The organism is Roseateles sp. GW821-FHT09H10 (genome assembly GCF_059415865.1).
In genome coordinates this window covers 1107922-1124454 of sequence record NZ_JBWKOB010000002.1, presented here as the reverse complement: position 1 = coordinate 1124454, position 16533 = coordinate 1107922, and the positions used below count along the sequence as shown (strand labels likewise).

Genomic DNA, 16533 nt, shown 5'->3' with positions numbered 1-16533 from the left:
CGCCTTGCATGAGCGCATACGCACTTGGCTAGACAAGTCGTGGCGGGACGGGCGAGCTTCGGGATACCGTTCGCCCCACTCAAAAGTTACGGAGCATTTCATGCCCAACCTGTCGTTTGTCTCGCCCACGCGGAACAGCCCGTGGGGGACCTATCTGTCGCAGATCGATGCCGTCGAACCCTATCTGGGCGGCCTCAGCCGCTGGGTCGAGACCCTGCGCCGCCCCAAGCGCGCCCTCATCGTCGACATCCCCATCGAGCTGGACAACGGCACCATCGCCCACTATGAGGGCTACCGCGTCCAGCACAGCCTGACACGCGGCCCCGGCAAGGGCGGCGTGCGCTACCACCCCGACGTGACGCTGGAAGAAGTGATGGCCCTGTCGGGCTGGATGACGATCAAGAACGCCGCCGTCAACCTGCCCTATGGCGGCGCCAAGGGCGGCATCCGCCTGGATCCGTCGCTGCTGTCGATGAAGGAACTGGAAAAGGTTACGCGCCGGTACACCAGCGAGATCGGCATCATCATCGGGCCCAACCAGGACATCCCGGCGCCCGACGTCAACACCAACGGCCAGATCATGGCCTGGATGATGGACACCTATTCGATGAACGTCGGCGCCACGGCGACCGGCGTCGTCACCGGCAAGCCCATCCCCCTGGGCGGCTCGCTGGGCCGCGTGGCCGCCACCGGCCGCGGTGTCTTCGTCGTCGGCCGTGAAGCCATGCGCCGCCTGAGCATCGACATGGAAGGCGCCCGCGTCGCCGTGCAGGGCTTCGGCAACGTCGGCTCCATCGCCGCCAAGCTGTTCGCCGCCAACGGCGCCAAGATCGTCTGCGTGCAGGACCACACCGGCACCATCGTCAACCACAACGGCTTCGACATGCAGAGCCTGCTCGACCACGTGGCCCTGGCCCGTGGCGTGGCCGGCTTCAAGGGCGGCGACATGATCGCCAACGAAGACTTCTGGGACATCAAGACCGACATCCTGATCCCGGCCGCCCTGGAAGGCCAGATCACGGCCGAGCGCGCCCAGCGCATCCAGACCCGCCTGGTGCTGGAAGGCGCCAACGGCCCGACCACGCCTGACGGCGAGGCCGTGCTGGCCGACCGCGGCATCGTCGTCGTGCCCGACGTCATCGCCAACGCCGGCGGCGTGACCGTGTCCTATTTCGAGTGGGTGCAGGACTTCTCGTCCTTCTTCTGGACCGAGGACGAGATCAATGTCCGCCTGGACAAGATCCTGATCGGCGCCTTCAAGCACATCTGGGAAACGGGCGAGCAGCACAAGATCCCGCTGCGCACCGCCGCCTTCACGGTGGCCTGCACGCGGGTGCTGCAGGCGCGTGAAGAGCGCGGCCTGTACCCGTAAAGCTTTGGGCCAGCCCCAATGGAAACGCCGGCTCACGCCGGCGTTTTTCTTTCAGGCGGGGCTGATCGTCACCTGCCAGGCCCGCTCCAGCTTCTCGGTCGAGAAGCGCACGGGCAGGAAGGCCGTGATGGACTCGATCTGGGTGCGCGCATGTCCGCTGAGTTGGCTGCAGGTGAAGGCAGCAGATCGGCCGGTGGACTGCACGGCCAGGGCCAGCGGCAGCATCCACTGGTCGGTCAGATGCTCACCCAGCGCCCCTTCGCTGCGCAGATAGTCCTGCACGGCGTGCACCGCCTCCAGCGCCACCTGCTCGGCCGGGCGGCCCTTCTCGCCGAAGCTCGTGAACAGCTCGGTGACTTCGCCGTACACCAGCGTCGCCATCAGCGCATTGCCCGGACCTTCGTCCTGTCGGGCGCCGCCTTGCAGCAGCTTGTCACGCGGCCAGTTCATGCGCTCACCCAGCAGCGACAGTTCTTGCCAGGCGATGCGACAAGGGATGCCGGGCGACAGGCATTCCGCGAAAGCGTCCAGACGCTCGCCACGGGTCAGTACGTCCACCGGCGTCAGCTGCGCGGCCGGCGTGATGCGCGCCGTGAAGCGCCCACCGCCGGCCGGATAGAAGCCATGCCGCATCAGCTTCAGCTCCAGGCCCACGCCCAGCTTCTGCAACAGCGGCGCGAAGCTGCGCTCCAGGAAATGGAAGGGCGGCGCCATCGGGTTGTGCGTACCGCCCGACAACGTCAGCTGGCTCTCGCCCGCTGCCGTCATCAGGGCCGGCAACACGGTCTGCAGCACCAGGGTGCAGCTGCCGGCCGAGCCGATATGGAAGTGATGCTCGCCAGCACGCACCTCGCCGGGCTCGAAGACCAGGGTCTGCGAACCCAGCTCGGCGCCTTCCACACGAGCGCCATGGCTGACCGCAGCCGCCGCCTGCACGCAGGCCAGGTGCTGGCGCATCAGGCCCGGCTTGGCACGGCCGGCGCGGATGCGGTTGAAGCGCACCGCCTGGCGGGTGCACATGGCCAGGGCCAGGCCGGTGCGCAGAATCTGGCCGCCGCCTTCGCCGGAGGCGCCATCGAGTTCAATCGCGCGCCCGGTCGTGAAGACAGGCGCGCAACGGCCTGGGCGTTCCTGACGCTCAGTGATATTCGTCGTCGTTTCTTCGTTGTTCATGAAGGTATGAAGTCATTTGCGACCGCGCCGCTGCGGCTGGGCCGTCGGCGCGTCAGGGCGAGTTGCTGAGGCAGCCCTTTTCGGCGACCTCGAGCGCTTGCGCAGCCGCCCGACGCGGCCCGCTGTACCAGGGCAGCTGCTCATCCGTGGCCCAGGCGCGAAGGCGCTCGATATCCCGCTGTCGGCCCCAACGGCCCAGGACCTCGATCGCAACCTTGCGCACGCCGTCCCACTTGCTGGCCAGCGCCGCCTCCACACGGCGTTCGGTCTCGGCATCGGGACGCGATGCGCCCACGCTGCGCAACCAGGCGACCTCCTGACGCAACAGATCCGCACCGGGAACGGCCTGAGCTTTGCCGATGGCTGCGCGACGCAGGCGCCGACAGCTCAGGCATCGGGCCGCGCCGCTGTCGAGGTTGGCACCGATGGTCTCGTACCACCACTTTTGCTGCTTGGCCGTCCACACCTCCTGCGAACCGCAGTCTCGGCAACGGAAGGGCCTATCCACGTAAAACGCAGGCGGGGCGACGCAGCGTCGGGCGTTGTGGCGATCAAGCAGCTCCTGGTCGGCAGGCTCTGCGCCCAGCGCCCGCAAGGCGCGCACGTCCATGGCACCGCCGCCGTGAACGCGCGCCTCAGCGCGCGCCGCACGCTCCAGGCGAAGCTGCTTGATCTCGGCTCGACGTTGTTTGTTGCTCTTCACGGGACTTCCTCCATGGGGCCGCCTGCCCGCAGCACCGCATCGCCTGAACGCGGCACTCAACCCTTCACGCAGACCACCTGCTTCAGCGTGTAGACCACTTCCACCAGGTCGCGCTGCGCGGCCATCACGGCGTCGATGTCCTTGTAGGCCATCGGGATCTCGTCGATGACGTCCGCGTCCTTGCGGCACTCGACGCCTTCGGTCGCCTTGACCTGGTCGGCCAGCGTGAACATCTTCTTGGCCTGCGTACGGCTCATCACGCGGCCGGCGCCGTGGCTGCAGCTGTCGAAGCTCTCCGGGTTGCCCAGGCCGCGCACGATGAAGCTGCGCGCACCCATGCTGCCCGGAATGATGCCCAGCTGGCCGCGCTTGGCGCTCACGGCGCCCTTGCGGGTCACGAACACGTCATGGCCGAAGTGGTGCTCCTGCTGCACATAGTTGTGGTGGCAGTTGACCGCTTCCACATGGGCCTCGAAAGGCTTGGTGATGACGGTGCGCACGGTGGCGACCAGGTTGGCCATCATGACCTCACGGTTCTTGGCCGCGAAGCGCTGAGCCCAGCCCACGCCGCGCACATAGTCGCCGAAGTACTGAGCCCCTTCCTCGAAATAGGCCAGGTCCTTGTCGGGCAGGTTGCGCTGGTGCTGCTCGGCATCCTTCTTGGCCAGCTCGATGAAATGGGTGCCGATGGCATTGCCCACGCCGCGCGATCCCGAGTGCAGCATGAACCAGACCGAGCCGGCCTCGTCCAGGCAGACCTCGATGAAGTGGTTGCCGGTTCCCAGCGTCCCCAGGTGCTTGCGGTTGTTGGTGTTCTTGATGCGCGGGTGCAGCTCGCACAGCGCGTCGAACTCATCGACGAGGCCGGCCCAGGCCTGGTCCACCAGGTCGGGCGGGTTCTCCCAGGCGCCGGGGTCGCGGCCGCGGTGCTTGGGCGCGGAGCCGTGGGGCACGGCGCGCTCGATGGCGCTGCGCAGCGGACCCAGGTTGTCGGGCAGGTCCTCGGCGGTCAGCGTCGTCTTGCAGGCCATCATGCCGCAGCCGATGTCCACGCCGACGGCCGCCGGGATGATGGCCTTCAGCGTCGGGATCACCGAGCCCACGGTCGCGCCGATGCCGACGTGCACGTCGGGCATGGCGGCCACATGCTTGAAGACGACCGGCAGCTTGGCCGCGTTGGCCAGCTGTTCCAGCGCCTTGGGCTCCACGGGCACGCCACGGGTCCAGGCCTTGATGGGCACGCCGCCTTCGGGCTGGGAGAGGTTGTAGTTCTTGTCCATGTTCTTCTCAAAAATGACCGCCGGGATTGCTCGGGCTGTCGCCCTCGGCCTTCGGCCCCTGCTTCGCAGGTCCAAGGCCGCAAGCGGCCTTGAGCGAACCCGTGACCACGAGCGTTGAAGGCTGTAGTTCCACCGGCATTCGCCTGGCGACGCCGAAAACAATCAAAAAGGTGCGACTAGATGGACAAGACGTTAGCCGCCCCGGTTGCCCGAGGCTGGGGAGTCGAACCCCCGGCGTACCAAGATGTAGTCCTGCCGGCATTCGCACCGGAAAACAAAGGCCCCCGCGTGGCGACCAACGGGTGATGAGATCCTTATCGATGTAATCCCATCGGCATTCGCCACGCGACGACGCAAATATCAAAAGAGGGGCGACTCGAGCGACCAGGATCGCAAGACGCGGTCTACGGGTTCTCCGTTGCAGGCTAGCGGGCCTGCGCGACCTGATGGTGCTGTAGTCCTGCGGGCATTCGCCCGAGCCACCCCTTCAAACTTCTTCTGCTACTGCGGGTCGAGCTGGATCTTTTCGATCTCGCCCACCCAGTGCTCGGCGCCCGTCTGCCCTGCGGCAAAGCGCGCCATCATCGTGAACACGGCGTCCGAGAAGCCGCCGACATTCATGATGTCGATGCGCTCCGCGGCCTGCGTGGTCGCATAGGGCTGCAGGTCCAGGCAGATCAGGCGCGCTTGCGGGTTGCGCTGCTTCAGCACTTCCCACTCGCGCATCGTCTGCGTCGCGCCGCGGCGGTTCGCATCGACCCAGGATTCGTTGTCCGAAACCAGGATCACCACATCCACCTCGGCCTTCTCGCGATTCAGCAAGGCCAGCGGCGCACTGCAGTTCGTGCCGCCACCGCCGATGGCGGCGAGGGCCTGGGCCTGCGTCAGCACCGAGTCACGCGGGTTCAGCTGCAGCTTCACGACGTCCTGCTCGAAGGGCAGCACGCGGGCCTGCCGGTTCTTGGCGCGGATCGCCGCGGCCACCAGGGCCGCCACGTCGATGCAACGCACGCTGGACGTCGCGGAACCACGGTTGCCCGTCACCGGCGAGCTCATCGACCCGGACACGTCCGGGCAGACGACCACGCGGCCCTCGAAAGCCGGCACATTGGCCAGCGCCACGTCGAGGGCGTCCTGCAGCGCTTCGCGCACTTGCCCCGGGACATCCGCCGCAGCCTTGTAGGCCGACAGCAGCTGGAAGGGCAGCACACGGGCACGACGAACCGCTTCCGGATCGCGCAGCTTGTCGGCCACGACGGCCTCCAGGCCCTTCACACCGAACACGCCTTGGCGGGCAAAGGTGTTCAGGCTCTGGCGCAGCATCTGCCAGGAGCCGTCGCGGGCGATCTGGGCCCAGTGCTCAGTCTTGAGCGGCAATGCAGTCAGCAGCTGGAAGGGCACGGCAGGCACTTCGGCCGGCGTCTTCCCCTCGGCCAGCTCGCGCTTGAAGCGCTCGAAGGCGGCGGTCAGCGGAGGCAGTGCGGCGGCATCAAACGGGCGGCCGATCAGCCAGGCGAACCAGGCAGCGCGCCAGGCCTCCAGAGGCTTGGGGTGGACCATCTTCACCACGTCCGCCAGCGACGGCGTGGTGCCGACGGCGGCGTTCAGCAGTTGCTGCTCGGTCGCCGACAGCAGCCATTGCTGCACCAGCCTCTTGGGCCGCGTTCCCAGCGACTTGCGGCCGAGTTGGCCGCTGCGCAGCATCTGCACGAAGCCGCGCAGCGTCTTGCCGTTGTCGACCACGCGGCCGAACACCTTGGCCAGCAGGGCCACGTCGCGCACGGCCAGCTGGGCGGCCAGCAGCACGGGCATGTCCTTCATATGGGCCTGGCGGGCATAGATCGCGGTCTTGGCGACGAATTCGGGCTCGACGGATTGGGCCAGGGCCAGCATCTGATCGAGCTGGGCTTCGGCGTCGGCATAGAAGGTGGAGTTCAGGCAGCCGGTGGCGGCGAGCTGGGCCAGCTGGTGGCGCGGGCTCAGCGCATAGGCCGCAGCGCCGGCTTGGTTCCGCGCCGTCGCGGCGGGCAGCAGGGCGCCCTTGGCGGTGTGGAAGAGTTGGGTGTTGACCATGTTCGTCTCGATTGCATTCAACTTGTGCCGCTAGCTTTTGCAACGGCTGTGCCAGCTTTCGAGAGCGCTGATGAAGAAATTTATAAGTCGTTGATTTGGAAGGAAATTGCTGCTAGTTCAGACAGGACTGGTGGCGCGGCGGTGCTCAGCGCGGCCTCGCGACCTAGAATTTGAGCTAGCCAACTAGTCCATCGTCTATGCCCAAGCGCAAGGTCATGATCGGCTTCCTGGGCAGCCAGCTGGACAGCGGCCAAGGCGCCGGCCGTTGGGAGAAGTGGCGGCCAACCGTGTCCATCGCCCAGCATGAGGACTTGCTGGTGGACCGCATCGAGCTGCTGCACGCCCCGGGCCACATCGGCCTGGCCGAGCAGGTCAGCCGCGACATCGCCTCGGTCTCGCCGCAGACCGAGGTGCGTCGCGCGCCCATGGGCGTGCGCGACCCCTGGGACTTCGGCGAGGTCTATGGCGCCCTCTACGACTGGGTGAGCACCTATGACTTCGACCTCGATGCCGAGGAGTACTGGGTGCACATCACCACCGGCACCCACGTCGGCCAGATCTGCCTCTTCCTGCTCGTCGAGTCGCGCTTCATCCCCGGCGTGCTGCTGCAGACCTCGCCGCCCAAGCGCCAGACTCGCGGCAACGCCGGCACCTGGACGCTGATCGATCTGGACCTGTCCCGCTACGACGACCTGGCGCGCCGCTTCGAGCAGGCCCAGGCCGATGCGCTGGACTTCCTGAAGAGCGGCATCGCCACGCGCAATGCCGCCTTCAACGCGCTGATCGAGGAGATCGAGCGCGTGGCCGTGCGCTCGCGTGCGCCGGTGCTGCTGACGGGGCCGACCGGCGCCGGCAAGTCGCATCTGGCGCGACGCATGTACGAGCTGAAGAAGGCCCGCCACCAGGTGGCCGGCGACTTCGTCGAGGTGAATTGCGCGACGCTGCGCGGAGATGGCGCCGCTTCCACGCTGTTCGGCCACAAGAAGGGTTCGTTCACCGGCGCCGCGGCCGACCGTGCCGGGCTGCTGCGCGCGGCGCACGGCGGCGTGCTCTTCCTGGACGAGATCGGCGAGCTCGGCGCCGACGAACAGGCCATGCTGCTGAAGGCGGTGGAGGAGAAGAAGTTCTTCCCTGTCGGCGCCGACCGCGAAGTGGCCAGCGACTTCCAGCTCGTGGCCGGCACCAACCGCGATCTGCGCCTGGAGGTGGCGGCCGGGCGCTTCCGCGAAGACCTGTTCGCCCGCATCAACCTGTGGTCCTACACCCTGCCCGGCCTGGCCGAGCGGCCCGAGGACCTGGCGCCCAATATCGACCACCTGCTGCAGCGCGCCGGCGCCGAGCTCAAGCAGGCGGTGCGCTTCAACACCGAGGCGCGGGCGCGCTATCTGGCCTTTGCCCAGTCCGCCGACGCCCACTGGAGCGGCAACTTCCGTGACCTGTCCGCCAGCATCACCCGCCTGGCCACGCTGGCCGAGGGCGGCCGCATCGACACGGCCCTCGTGGACGCCGAAATCCAGCGCCTGCGCTGGATGTGGCAGCGCGACGCCGTCGACACCGGCGCCAAGGTCGACCTGGCCGGCGTCCTGGGCGAGGAGGCCTGGCAGGCCCTGGACCTGTTCGACCAGCTCCAGCTCCAGGCCGTGGCCGAGGTCTGCCGCCAGAGCCGCAGCCTGTCCGACGCCGGGAGACGGCTCTTCCAGCACTCACGGGACAAGCGCCAGGTCGTCAACGACGCCGACCGGCTGCGCAAATACCTGCTCAAGCACGGCCTGGGCTGGGAGCAGCTCAGGTAGGTACATAGGCACAATTCGGTCAACCCGGATGGACAGTGAGCGCCGAGCGGGCACATTGCCGAAACCGCTGTCATGAATTCCGAACTGCCCTCTTCCCCGCCGCCGGCCGGACCGAACCGCCGCCACCTGCTGCAAGGCGCCATGGCCGCGGCATTGCCGCTTTCGGCCGCCGCCGCGCCTGGTCCGCTGATCGTCGGCGGCCTGCCGGTGACCTGCAATCTGACCTTACCCATCGCCTGCTCGGCGCGCGCCGCCAACAACAAGGCGGCCGGCAACGAGGCCTTCAAGTTCGAGTACAGCAAGTACAACGGCTGGCCCGAGATCAAGGAATCGCTGATGACGGGGAACATCCAGGCCGCCTACATGCTGGCGCCCCTGGTCATGGACCTGGCGGACAAGAAGATCCCGGTCAAGGTCGTGTCCCTGGGCCACCGCTCGGGCGCCGTCATCATGGTGCGCACCGACTCGCCCTACAAGAAGTTCAAGGACCTGACGGGCAAGCGCATCGCCATCCCCAGCCGCTTCGCGGTGGACTTTTTGTTCCTGCGCAAGATGCTGGCCCAGGAGGGCATGAGTCCGAAGGACATCCAGATCGTCGAGATGCCGCCGCCCGACATGCCGGCCGCCCTCTACGCCAAGGCCGTCGATGCCTACTGCACCGGCGAGCCCTTCGGCGCGGCCGCCCAGCGCGCCGGCTATGCCAAGCCCTTGCGCATGACGCGCGACGAATGGCGCAACTACATCTGCTGCGTGCTGACGGTGCGCGAGGAACTCATCAAGGACAACCGCCCGCTGGTGCAGAACCTGGTCGACCACGTGCAGGGCGCCGGCAACTGGCTGGACCTGGGACCGGCCAACCGCGAGAAGGCCATCCAGATCGCCGCCGGCCGCAAGTTCTTCAACCAGGACCCCAACATCCTGCGCTTCGTGATGGAGAACCCGACGGACCGCGTCACCTATGGCGACCTGCGCATGATCCGCGCCGAGTTCGACGAGCTGATGCAGCTGTCCATCGAGGCCGGCACCATCAAGCAGCCCATCGCCTACGAGAAATACGTGGACGAGAGTTTCGTCAAGGCGACCAAGGCGGCGCCCATCACGATATGAAGGTGAGCCCCTCGCCCAGCCCTGCAGCGCTGCACATCGCCCATACGGGCCGGCTCGGGAGCGGCCCAGCGCTCGGCCCGCAATGCCTGGGTGTCACGTGCGAAACGGGCGACTGATATGAAGCGCCGTTTGCTGCTGCTGGCCGCTCTGCCGGCGCCAGTCCTCGCCAACTCGCCGCGTCTGAAGGCCGGTGTCTTCGAGCCCGCCCAAGCTGCGCCCGAGTTCGCGCTCAAGGGCAGCGACGGCGCGCCGCTCAGCCTGGCTCGCTTCAAGGGCAAGCTGGTGCTGCTGGTGTTCGGCTTCACCCACTGCCCCGAGGTCTGCCCCACGACCTTGGCCACCCTGGCCCAGGCGCGCAAGCAGCTGGGCGCGTCCGCCGCCGATGTGCAGGTCGTCTATGTGACCGTCGACCCCGAGCGCGACGACGTGAACCGCATCCGCCAATACCTTGAAGCCTTCGACAAGAGCTTTGTCGGCGGCACCGAGACGCCCGACAAGCTGGCCGCCATGCGCAAGCGCTATGGCGTCGTCGCCGAGAAGATCGCCGCCAAGCAGCCCAATGCCTATGGCATGAACCACTCGACCTCGGTCTGGCTGATCGACCGCACGGGCAAGCTGCGGGCCATGATGCCCTATGGCCACGAGGCCAAGGACTTCGTGCACGACATCCAATTGCTGCTGGTGAGATGAAGCCCCTCGTCCAAGGAGTACCTTGGCCGGTCCCCCGAGGGGACGGCGATGCTTGCCGGATCGACCGGCAAGCACATCGCCAGCGCGGGCCGGCTAGGGAGCGGCCCGTCGCTCGGCCCGAAAACGGGACGGACAACTGACGTGAAACGTCTACTCTGGCTCCTGCCGGTGGTGGCGCTGGCGCCATTGGCCTGGGCTGCCTTCGCTCCCTTGGAGCTGTCCTCAAGAGACGAGCTGTTCGAGATCCCGGCCGGCACCTATGCGCGCCGCATGGCCGGCGACAAGGTCGAGATCCTGCCCGACACCATCCACCTGACGCTCGGGCTCAACGACCAGCTGCTGCTGCGCAACAAGGACGAAGTGCCGCAGCAGTTCGGCCCCGTTCTCATCATGCCGGGCCAGAGTTTTCGCCTGCCCTTCGAGGTCGCCTCGACCTACAGCTTTGCCTGCAGCGCCCACGCCAGCGGCCAGATGGCCGTCATCGTCGCGCCCACGCCCGAGGCGGGCTGGCAGCGGCTGAAGTGGCGCTGGCAGCACCGCAACAAGAACAACGCACCGGAGACCTCCGCTTGAACTCGCGCCTGGCCAAGATCCTGCCGCCGCTGGCCGTCATCGCCCTCGTCATCGTGGCGTGGTGGTGGATCGTCGATCACACCGAAAGCCCCATCTTCCCGACCCCCTGGCAGGTCGTCACCGGCACGCTGGAGCTGGCCGAGGACGGCACGCTGTGGGAGCACATCACGGCCTCGCTCTACCGCGTCGGCGTGGGCTTCGGCTTCGCGATGCTGATCGGCATCCCGCTGGGCCTGTGGATGGGCTGGGTGGCGGGCGCCTACCGCACCTTCAACCCCATCTTCCAGATGCTGAGGCCGATCTCGCCCATCGCCTGGATCCCGCTGGCCATCCTGTGGTTCGGCGTCGGCGAGGCCTCACCCATCTTCCTGATCTTCATGGCCTCGGTGTTCCCGCTCATCGTGCAGACGACCGCGGGCGTGAACACCATCGACCGGCGCTATCTGCGCGCGGCGGCCAATTTCGGCGTGTCGCGCGGCGTCATGTTCCGCCGCGTCGTCATCCCGGCCGTGCTGCCGGAGATCATCGTCGGCATGCGCATCGGCATCGGCGTGGCCTGGCTGGTCGTCGTGGCGGCCGAGATGATCGCGCTGCGTTCGGGCCTGGGCTATCTCATCATGGACTCGCGCAACGCCGGCAACCGCTACGACCTCGTCATCGCCGCCATGATCCTCATCGGCTTCATCGGCCTGATGCTCGACGGCATCACGCGCCTGCTCGAGAAACTGAAAACGGTGCGGTGGCGCTATGTCCGATAACAAGACTCCAAAGATCGCTGTCAAAGGCCTGACCAAGAGCTTCAAGGCCGCCAAGGGCGGCAAGCTGCCCGTCATCGACGGCGTGGACTTCGAGGTGGCCGAGGGCGAGTTCGTCGCCATCGTCGGCCCCTCGGGCTGCGGCAAGTCCACGCTGATGAACATCCTGGCCGGCTTCGAGAAGCCCGACGGCGGTGCGCTGCTCATCGACGGCCAACCCCATCCGGGGCCCAGCCCGCAAGGCATCGTCATTTCGCAATACGGCTCGGTCTTCCCCTGGCTGACCGTGCAGCAGAACCTGATGTTCGGCCTCAGCGACAAGCATGGCGCCGACAAGGCCGCGCTGGCCGACCACTACGCCGCCATGGTGGGGCTGAAGGGCTTCGAGAACGCCTACCCGCACGAGCTGTCGGGCGGCATGCTCAAGCGCGTGGAGCTGGCGCGGGCCTTCATCGTCAAGCCCGAGATCCTCTACCTGGACGAGCCCTTCTCGGCCCTGGACGCGCTGATGAATCTGCGCATGCGCAACGAGCTGCTGCGCATCCTGGCCGAGGAGAAGCACACCGTGCTGCTCATCACCCACGACGTCGACGAGGCCCTCTACATGGCCGACCGCATCCTCGTGCTGTCGGCGCGGCCCACCCGCATCCAGGCCCGCTTCGAGCTGGACATGCCGCATCCGCGGCGGCTGATCAGCCCGGAGATGGATCAGCTGCGCGAGGCCATCCTGAAGGAGCTGGGCCTGGAGATGCCCGCCTAGCCCTTCAGCACGGCGCCCGTGCTGTCCAGCACCCGCAGCGTCACCGGCACGGCCGGCGCCACGCTCTGCGTGACGGTGCAGAAGTCCTCGAAGGTATCCAGCACACGCTGGATGTGAGCCAGCTCGGCGGCTGGCTTGCCCAGGTGCAGGTCGACGATCAGCCCCTGCACGCGGTTGCGGTTGCGCTCATTGCGGCCGACGGCCGCCTTGACCTCGGTGCGCAGCGGCGAGGGGTCGTCCTTGTACTTCTGGCAGGCGAACCACAGAGAAGCGCTGAGGCAGTTGCCGACGGCTGAAGCCAGCAGCTCGACGGGGTCGGGCCCGAGGCCGGTCCCCATGGGCGCGGGCTCGTCGGACAGCAGTACCGCGATGCCGGGTGCGTAGTGGTGTTCGAACTGGTAGCCCTGGCGCTGGATCAGGGTGACGCTGGGTTGGTCCATGGGGGCTCCGTGAAAAGGCCGGCGTTGCACAGGCCGGACGCTGGCACGCAATGTATAGGCCGACGTGAATCCTGCCATTGGCGGGGAATTTCGGCGCGGACATGACAGCTTCGGCCCCTGAAATGCGTCTGGTTGGGTTGGCACCATCCCGTGCCGAGCCAGGGTCAACCCAGGGGAGATCCACATGCCCAACCGCGCCATTCTGCGCAGCGCCCGAGCCCGCCACGCCCACGACGCCTATCTCGCCGTCCTCGGCGGCGCTTTCGCCCTCTTCAACTCCATCCGCGTGCTCGCCTACATGCCGACCATAGGCGCCCTGCTGGAAAGTGGGGACTCCAGCCAGCACTCCCTGTGGACCTGGCTGTGCTTCCTCGGCGGCAACACGACGATGGCGCTGTGGCTGTGGGAACAGAACGGCCGGCGCTGCAACCGCGCCATTGCCGTCAACGCCGGCAATTCGGCCATGTGCCTGGCCATCATCGCGGTGATCCTGTGGACGCGGCTCTGAGGGCGGGACGCTTGCCCTCAGCGCAGGTCCCCGGTCTCGAAGTAGATCTCGGTGACGGCCCTGGCCTTGAAGGCGCGCTGCACGTCAGGCCGGTTGAGGCCGCGCAATGCCACGTCGATCTCACCCTTCGTCTCGGGCGCTTGCAGGCGCACGATGTGATCGAAATCCGGCCGGCGGTCGATGGTCTTGAAGGCGAACCATTCACTGCCGCGGCCGATCAGGCGATAGCGTCCCGTCGCTGCCTCTCGCGGCGCGGCGCTGAGGCGTCGGAACAGCAGCACCTCGTCGACAAGCACGCGCTGCTGCGCGGCCTGCGGCTTGCCGCCGCGCTCGAAATGGCCCTCGAAGAAGCGCGCCTTGAACTCGCGCAGCGGCTGGGCATGGCCGGGCGAGAAGCGCAGCAGGTCGAAGGTCTCGGGGTCGAAGGTCCACAGCTTGGGCTCACGCGCCAGCGTCTCACGCAAGGCCTTGTCGGCAGCCGCATCGGCGAGATGGAAGCGGAACAGCAACTGGCTGTCGTGCGGCGTGTGGAACATCGGCAGGTGCGAGGCATACAGACCTTCGCGGCCACCGAAAACGGCCATGCCGTGGCCACCCATGGCGGTCTCGGCGCGAGCCAGGGCCGGCAACAGCGCGGCGAATGCAAACGCACGGCGCTTCATGCCTGAGCCTCCACGATGAGCTTGCCGCGGTGATCCGACGTGAACAGGCTCTGCAGCGTTGCCGGCAGTTGCTCAAACCCTTTCACCACCGTCTCCTCGAACACGATCTCACCGCGCTGCACCATGGGCCCGACGACGCGCAGCATCTCGTCCATGCGGTGCAGATAGTCGCGCGCCAGCATGCCCTGGATGGTGGCGCGCTGGTAGAGCATGTGATGCAGGAAGCGCGGGCCCAGTTCGGGCGCATCCAGGCCGCCCGAGTATTGGCTGATGGCGCCGCAGATGACGATGCGGGCGCGGCGGTTGATCAGCGGAATGACGGCGTCGGTGATCCAGCCGCCGACATTGTCGAAATAGACGTCCACGCCTCCCGTCAGCGCCTTGATCTGCTTCGCGAGCGATGCCGTGTCGGCGTGAGCCTTGTAGTCCACCGCCCAGGTCAGGCCGAGCTTGTCGCGCAGCCATTCGCACTTGGCCGCGCCGCCGGCAATGCCGAGAACCCGGCAGCCGTTCTTCAGCGCGAACTGGGCCACCAGCGAGCCCACGGCGCCGGCCGCGCCGGAGACGACGACGACCTCGCCCGCCTTGGGATGGCCCGATTCCATCAGCCCGAACCAGGCCGTGCGCCCCGGCATGCCCAGCACGCCGATGGCCGTGGACGGCGGCGCCAGGGTCGGGTCCAGCTTGCGCAGCACCGAATGGTGGACGCGCGCATGCGTCTGCCAGCCCAGCAGGCCCTCCACCCAGTCGCCCGCCGCCAGCGCCGGCACCGAAGAGGCCAGCACGCGGCCGACGACGCCGGCCGTCTGCACCGTGTCCAGGGCATGCGGCAGCTCGTTGTAGGTCGGCTTGAGCGACTGGTTGATGCGCATATACGGATCCACCGACCACCAGCGCGCCTCCACCAGCACCTCGCCGGCCGACAGCGCGGTGGCCAGCGGCGTGGTGACGAGTTCGTAGTGCTCGGGGCCGACCAGGCCCTCGGGATGGCGGCGGTAAAGCCACTGCTGGTTGTCGATGAATTCGTCCATGGCGGCGATCTTCCCGCCGCAGCTAATGCCTGTGAAGCAAAACAAAGTCGACAATCGATGCCTGTAAGGACACGAACAGCCATGGACATCGCCGACCTGCGCAGCTTTCTCGTCATCGCCCGCCACGCCAATCTGCGCGCCGCGGCGGACGATCTGCACCAGACGCCCTCGGCCCTGTCCAAGGCGGTCAAGCGGCTGGAGGCCTCGCTGGCCACCCCCGTCTTCGACCGCATCGGCAAGGCCATCCGCCTCAATGCGGCGGGTGAACGCCTGCGCGAACGGGCCCTGGCCCTGGTCACGCTGGCCGAGCAGACCGAGGCCGAGTTCCGTGGCGTGAGTCTGCGCTCACATTGCCGCCTGCTGGCGCCAGCCATACTCCAGTGGGGGTTTGGTGCCTCGCTGGCCGCCCGGCTGTCGGCCCACGGTCCCCAGGCCAGCCTGGCCTTTGTGACGTTGTTCGAGGACGCGGCCCTGGCCGCCCTGGCGCGCGGCGAGGGCGACCTGGCCCTGGTCACCGGCGTGGCCCTGGGCGCCGCCCTGCCGGCTGGCCTCGAAGCCAGGCGCATCGGCGAGATTCGCATGCAGCTGGCCGCCGGCCCAGGCCACCCGCTGGGCGGCCGCGGCACGGTGCCGACGGCCGAGGTGCTGCAGCACGACTTCGCCTGCCCCCAGCATTCGATGTTCTGCGGCCTGGAGCGCGGCGCGCGTGCCGACGGTTGGCGCGACGACCGCCTGCCACGGCGCATCCGCTTCTGGCTGGACGACCTGCAGCTGCTGATCAGCCTGGTGCGCAGCGGCCAGGCCCTGGCCTATCTGCCCGATTTCGCGCTGGCCGAGGCGCCCGGCCTGGTTCGGCTGACGGTGCCCGACTGCCCCTACGACTGCGTGGAGCAGGTGCATCTCGTGTGGCGCCCGGCCGCGGCCAGCGGCTGGCTGGCGGGGCTGCTGGCCACCCTCTGAGAAGCCCTGTCATCGCCGGGCATGGCTGGGGCGTTGGCCGGCGCCAGCAACAAAGCGCAACCTGAGGACGGAATAATCCCGCCATGCATCGCCTTCCCTCCCTGATCGCGCCACTGCTGCTCGGCGCGTTGCTGACCGGCTGCGGCGGCCTGCCCTCCAACCTCCCGGAAAAATCCAGCAAGGTCTACAAGAGCGAGAGCTTTGCCGCAGAAGAGACCTTCTCGCGGCTGTTCGATGCCAATGTCGACGACACCTGCGAAGCCGCGCGCCGTGCCCTGCTCAGCCAGGGCTATGTCATCAGCAAGGCCGACAGCGGCCTGGTGCGCGGTGCCAAGCACTTCCAGCCCGAGGGCGAGGTGCATGTGGAGATCGCGTTCAACATCGTCTGCGTCGGCGACGGCCCCAAGCAGCAGATCGCCACCGCCTATGTCAGCGCCCAGCAGGACCGCTATGCGCTGAAGAAGAGCCCGCAGGCCGCCAGCCTGGGCGTCAGCGCCCTGGGCTCCATTTCGGTGCCCCTGTCGTCGACCCAGGACTCCCTCGTCAAGGTGGCCTCCGAAACCATTCCCGCCGGCGAGTTCTACGACCGTTTCTTCACGCTGATGCAGCGCATGCTGCGCGAGAACACGGCTTCGCGCTGAAAGCGCCGATGT

General features: G+C 67.6%; 17 protein-coding genes. 10 read left to right on the top strand and 7 right to left on the bottom strand.

Annotated features, from left to right (window positions below):
* Nucleotides 1–100: 100 nt before the first annotated feature.
* Nucleotides 101–1372 carry a Glu/Leu/Phe/Val family dehydrogenase gene (locus tag AC07OY_RS13320; RefSeq protein ID WP_495043066.1) on the top strand — a complete coding sequence of 424 codons (1272 nt, stop codon included), beginning with the start codon at nt 101–103 and terminating at the stop codon, nt 1370–1372.
* Nucleotides 1373–1423: 51 nt separating this feature from the next.
* On the opposite strand, the gene rtcA is transcribed toward AC07OY_RS13320, so the two are convergent.
* The 4 genes from rtcA to AC07OY_RS13300 form a co-directional block, all read right to left on the bottom strand.
* The gene (gene rtcA, locus AC07OY_RS13315; protein ID WP_495043065.1) at nt 1424–2545 is read right to left on the bottom strand and encodes an RNA 3'-terminal phosphate cyclase; all 1122 of its coding nucleotides are present in this window, start codon (nt 2543–2545) and stop codon (nt 1424–1426) included.
* A gap of 52 nt (nt 2546–2597) precedes the next feature.
* Entirely contained in the window at nt 2598–3248 is a 651-nt protein-coding gene (locus AC07OY_RS13310; RefSeq protein ID WP_495043064.1) for a zinc-ribbon domain containing protein, read from the bottom strand.
* Between the two features lie 56 nt (nt 3249–3304).
* Entirely contained in the window at nt 3305–4528 is a 1224-nt protein-coding gene (locus tag AC07OY_RS13305) for an RtcB family protein (protein WP_495043063.1), read from the bottom strand.
* A 501-nt stretch (nt 4529–5029) separates the two neighbouring features.
* Nucleotides 5030–6601 carry an RNA-binding protein gene (locus AC07OY_RS13300; RefSeq protein WP_495043062.1) on the bottom strand — a complete coding sequence of 524 codons (1572 nt, stop codon included), beginning with the start codon at nt 6599–6601 and terminating at the stop codon, nt 5030–5032.
* A 197-nt stretch (nt 6602–6798) separates the two neighbouring features.
* On the opposite strand from AC07OY_RS13300, the gene rtcR reads away from it, so the two are divergent.
* The 6 genes from rtcR (at nt 6799) to AC07OY_RS13270 (ending at nt 12279) form a co-directional block, all read left to right on the top strand.
* Nucleotides 6799–8394, top strand: a complete 1596-nt coding sequence (rtcR, locus tag AC07OY_RS13295) for an RNA repair transcriptional activator RtcR (RefSeq protein ID WP_495043061.1) — start codon at nt 6799–6801, stop codon at nt 8392–8394.
* 72 nt (nt 8395–8466) lie between these two features.
* Nucleotides 8467–9501 (top strand): ABC transporter substrate-binding protein, encoded by a 1035-nt coding sequence (locus tag AC07OY_RS13290; protein WP_495043060.1) that lies wholly within the window; start codon nt 8467–8469, stop codon nt 9499–9501.
* A 117-nt stretch (nt 9502–9618) separates the two neighbouring features.
* Nucleotides 9619–10191, top strand: a complete 573-nt coding sequence (locus AC07OY_RS13285; RefSeq protein WP_495043059.1) for an SCO family protein — start codon at nt 9619–9621, stop codon at nt 10189–10191.
* 141 nt (nt 10192–10332) lie between these two features.
* The gene (locus AC07OY_RS13280) at nt 10333–10764 is read left to right on the top strand and encodes a cupredoxin domain-containing protein (RefSeq protein ID WP_495043058.1); all 432 of its coding nucleotides are present in this window, start codon (nt 10333–10335) and stop codon (nt 10762–10764) included.
* Nucleotides 10761–11522: an ABC transporter permease gene (locus tag AC07OY_RS13275; RefSeq protein WP_495043057.1), complete on the top strand. Its 762-nt coding sequence runs from the start codon at nt 10761–10763 to the stop codon at nt 11520–11522. The genes AC07OY_RS13280 and AC07OY_RS13275 overlap by 4 nt, the downstream gene beginning before the upstream one ends.
* Nucleotides 11512–12279 (top strand): ABC transporter ATP-binding protein, encoded by a 768-nt coding sequence (locus tag AC07OY_RS13270; protein ID WP_495043056.1) that lies wholly within the window; start codon nt 11512–11514, stop codon nt 12277–12279. The genes AC07OY_RS13275 and AC07OY_RS13270 overlap by 11 nt, the downstream gene beginning before the upstream one ends.
* Here the strand turns inward: AC07OY_RS13270 and AC07OY_RS13265 are convergent.
* Nucleotides 12276–12719 carry an OsmC family protein gene (locus AC07OY_RS13265; RefSeq protein WP_495043055.1) on the bottom strand — a complete coding sequence of 148 codons (444 nt, stop codon included), beginning with the start codon at nt 12717–12719 and terminating at the stop codon, nt 12276–12278. The two genes, AC07OY_RS13270 and AC07OY_RS13265, sit on opposite strands and share 4 nt — an antisense overlap.
* 184 nt (nt 12720–12903) lie before the next feature.
* Here AC07OY_RS13265 and AC07OY_RS13260 point away from each other — a divergent pair, with 184 nt between their 5' ends.
* Nucleotides 12904–13227 (top strand): hypothetical protein, encoded by a 324-nt coding sequence (locus AC07OY_RS13260; protein ID WP_495043054.1) that lies wholly within the window; start codon nt 12904–12906, stop codon nt 13225–13227.
* A gap of 17 nt (nt 13228–13244) precedes the next feature.
* Here the strand turns inward: AC07OY_RS13260 and AC07OY_RS13255 are convergent, their stop codons facing one another.
* Nucleotides 13245–13889 (bottom strand): hypothetical protein, encoded by a 645-nt coding sequence (locus AC07OY_RS13255; RefSeq protein ID WP_495043053.1) that lies wholly within the window; start codon nt 13887–13889, stop codon nt 13245–13247.
* Nucleotides 13886–14920, bottom strand: a complete 1035-nt coding sequence (locus AC07OY_RS13250; protein WP_495043052.1) for an NADP-dependent oxidoreductase — start codon at nt 14918–14920, stop codon at nt 13886–13888. The genes AC07OY_RS13255 and AC07OY_RS13250 overlap by 4 nt, the downstream gene beginning before the upstream one ends.
* A gap of 81 nt (nt 14921–15001) precedes the next feature.
* On the opposite strand from AC07OY_RS13250, the gene AC07OY_RS13245 reads away from it, so the two are divergent.
* Together AC07OY_RS13245 and AC07OY_RS13240 are read left to right on the top strand one after the other, a co-directional pair.
* Nucleotides 15002–15880 (top strand): LysR family transcriptional regulator, encoded by an 879-nt coding sequence (locus tag AC07OY_RS13245; RefSeq protein ID WP_495043051.1) that lies wholly within the window; start codon nt 15002–15004, stop codon nt 15878–15880.
* A gap of 83 nt (nt 15881–15963) precedes the next feature.
* Nucleotides 15964–16521 carry a DUF2242 domain-containing protein gene (locus tag AC07OY_RS13240; RefSeq protein ID WP_495043050.1) on the top strand — a complete coding sequence of 186 codons (558 nt, stop codon included), beginning with the start codon at nt 15964–15966 and terminating at the stop codon, nt 16519–16521.
* The last annotated feature ends 12 nt before the right edge of the window (nt 16522–16533 follow it).

Bases quoted from the DNA above. Each gene is read 5' to 3' on its own strand.
- AC07OY_RS13245 (WP_495043051.1), top strand. From the start codon at position 15,002: ATGGACATCGCCGACCTGCGCAGCTTTCTCGTCATCGCCCGCCACGCC.
- AC07OY_RS13240 (WP_495043050.1), top strand. From the start codon at position 15,964: ATGCATCGCCTTCCCTCCCTGATCGCGCCACTGCTGCTCGGCGCGTTG.
- AC07OY_RS13320 (WP_495043066.1), top strand. From the start codon at position 101: ATGCCCAACCTGTCGTTTGTCTCGCCCACGCGGAACAGCCCGTGGGGG.
- AC07OY_RS13300 (WP_495043062.1), bottom strand. From the start codon at position 6,601: ATGGTCAACACCCAACTCTTCCACACCGCCAAGGGCGCCCTGCTGCCC.
- AC07OY_RS13285 (WP_495043059.1), top strand. From the start codon at position 9,619: ATGAAGCGCCGTTTGCTGCTGCTGGCCGCTCTGCCGGCGCCAGTCCTC.
- AC07OY_RS13250 (WP_495043052.1), bottom strand. From the start codon at position 14,920: ATGGACGAATTCATCGACAACCAGCAGTGGCTTTACCGCCGCCATCCC.
- AC07OY_RS13270 (WP_495043056.1), top strand. From the start codon at position 11,512: ATGTCCGATAACAAGACTCCAAAGATCGCTGTCAAAGGCCTGACCAAG.
- rtcA (WP_495043065.1), bottom strand. From the start codon at position 2,545: ATGAACAACGAAGAAACGACGACGAATATCACTGAGCGTCAGGAACGC.
- rtcR (WP_495043061.1), top strand. From the start codon at position 6,799: ATGCCCAAGCGCAAGGTCATGATCGGCTTCCTGGGCAGCCAGCTGGAC.
- AC07OY_RS13305 (WP_495043063.1), bottom strand. From the start codon at position 4,528: ATGGACAAGAACTACAACCTCTCCCAGCCCGAAGGCGGCGTGCCCATC.
- AC07OY_RS13260 (WP_495043054.1), top strand. From the start codon at position 12,904: ATGCCCAACCGCGCCATTCTGCGCAGCGCCCGAGCCCGCCACGCCCAC.
- AC07OY_RS13255 (WP_495043053.1), bottom strand. From the start codon at position 13,889: ATGAAGCGCCGTGCGTTTGCATTCGCCGCGCTGTTGCCGGCCCTGGCT.
- AC07OY_RS13265 (WP_495043055.1), bottom strand. From the start codon at position 12,719: ATGGACCAACCCAGCGTCACCCTGATCCAGCGCCAGGGCTACCAGTTC.
- AC07OY_RS13290 (WP_495043060.1), top strand. From the start codon at position 8,467: ATGAATTCCGAACTGCCCTCTTCCCCGCCGCCGGCCGGACCGAACCGC.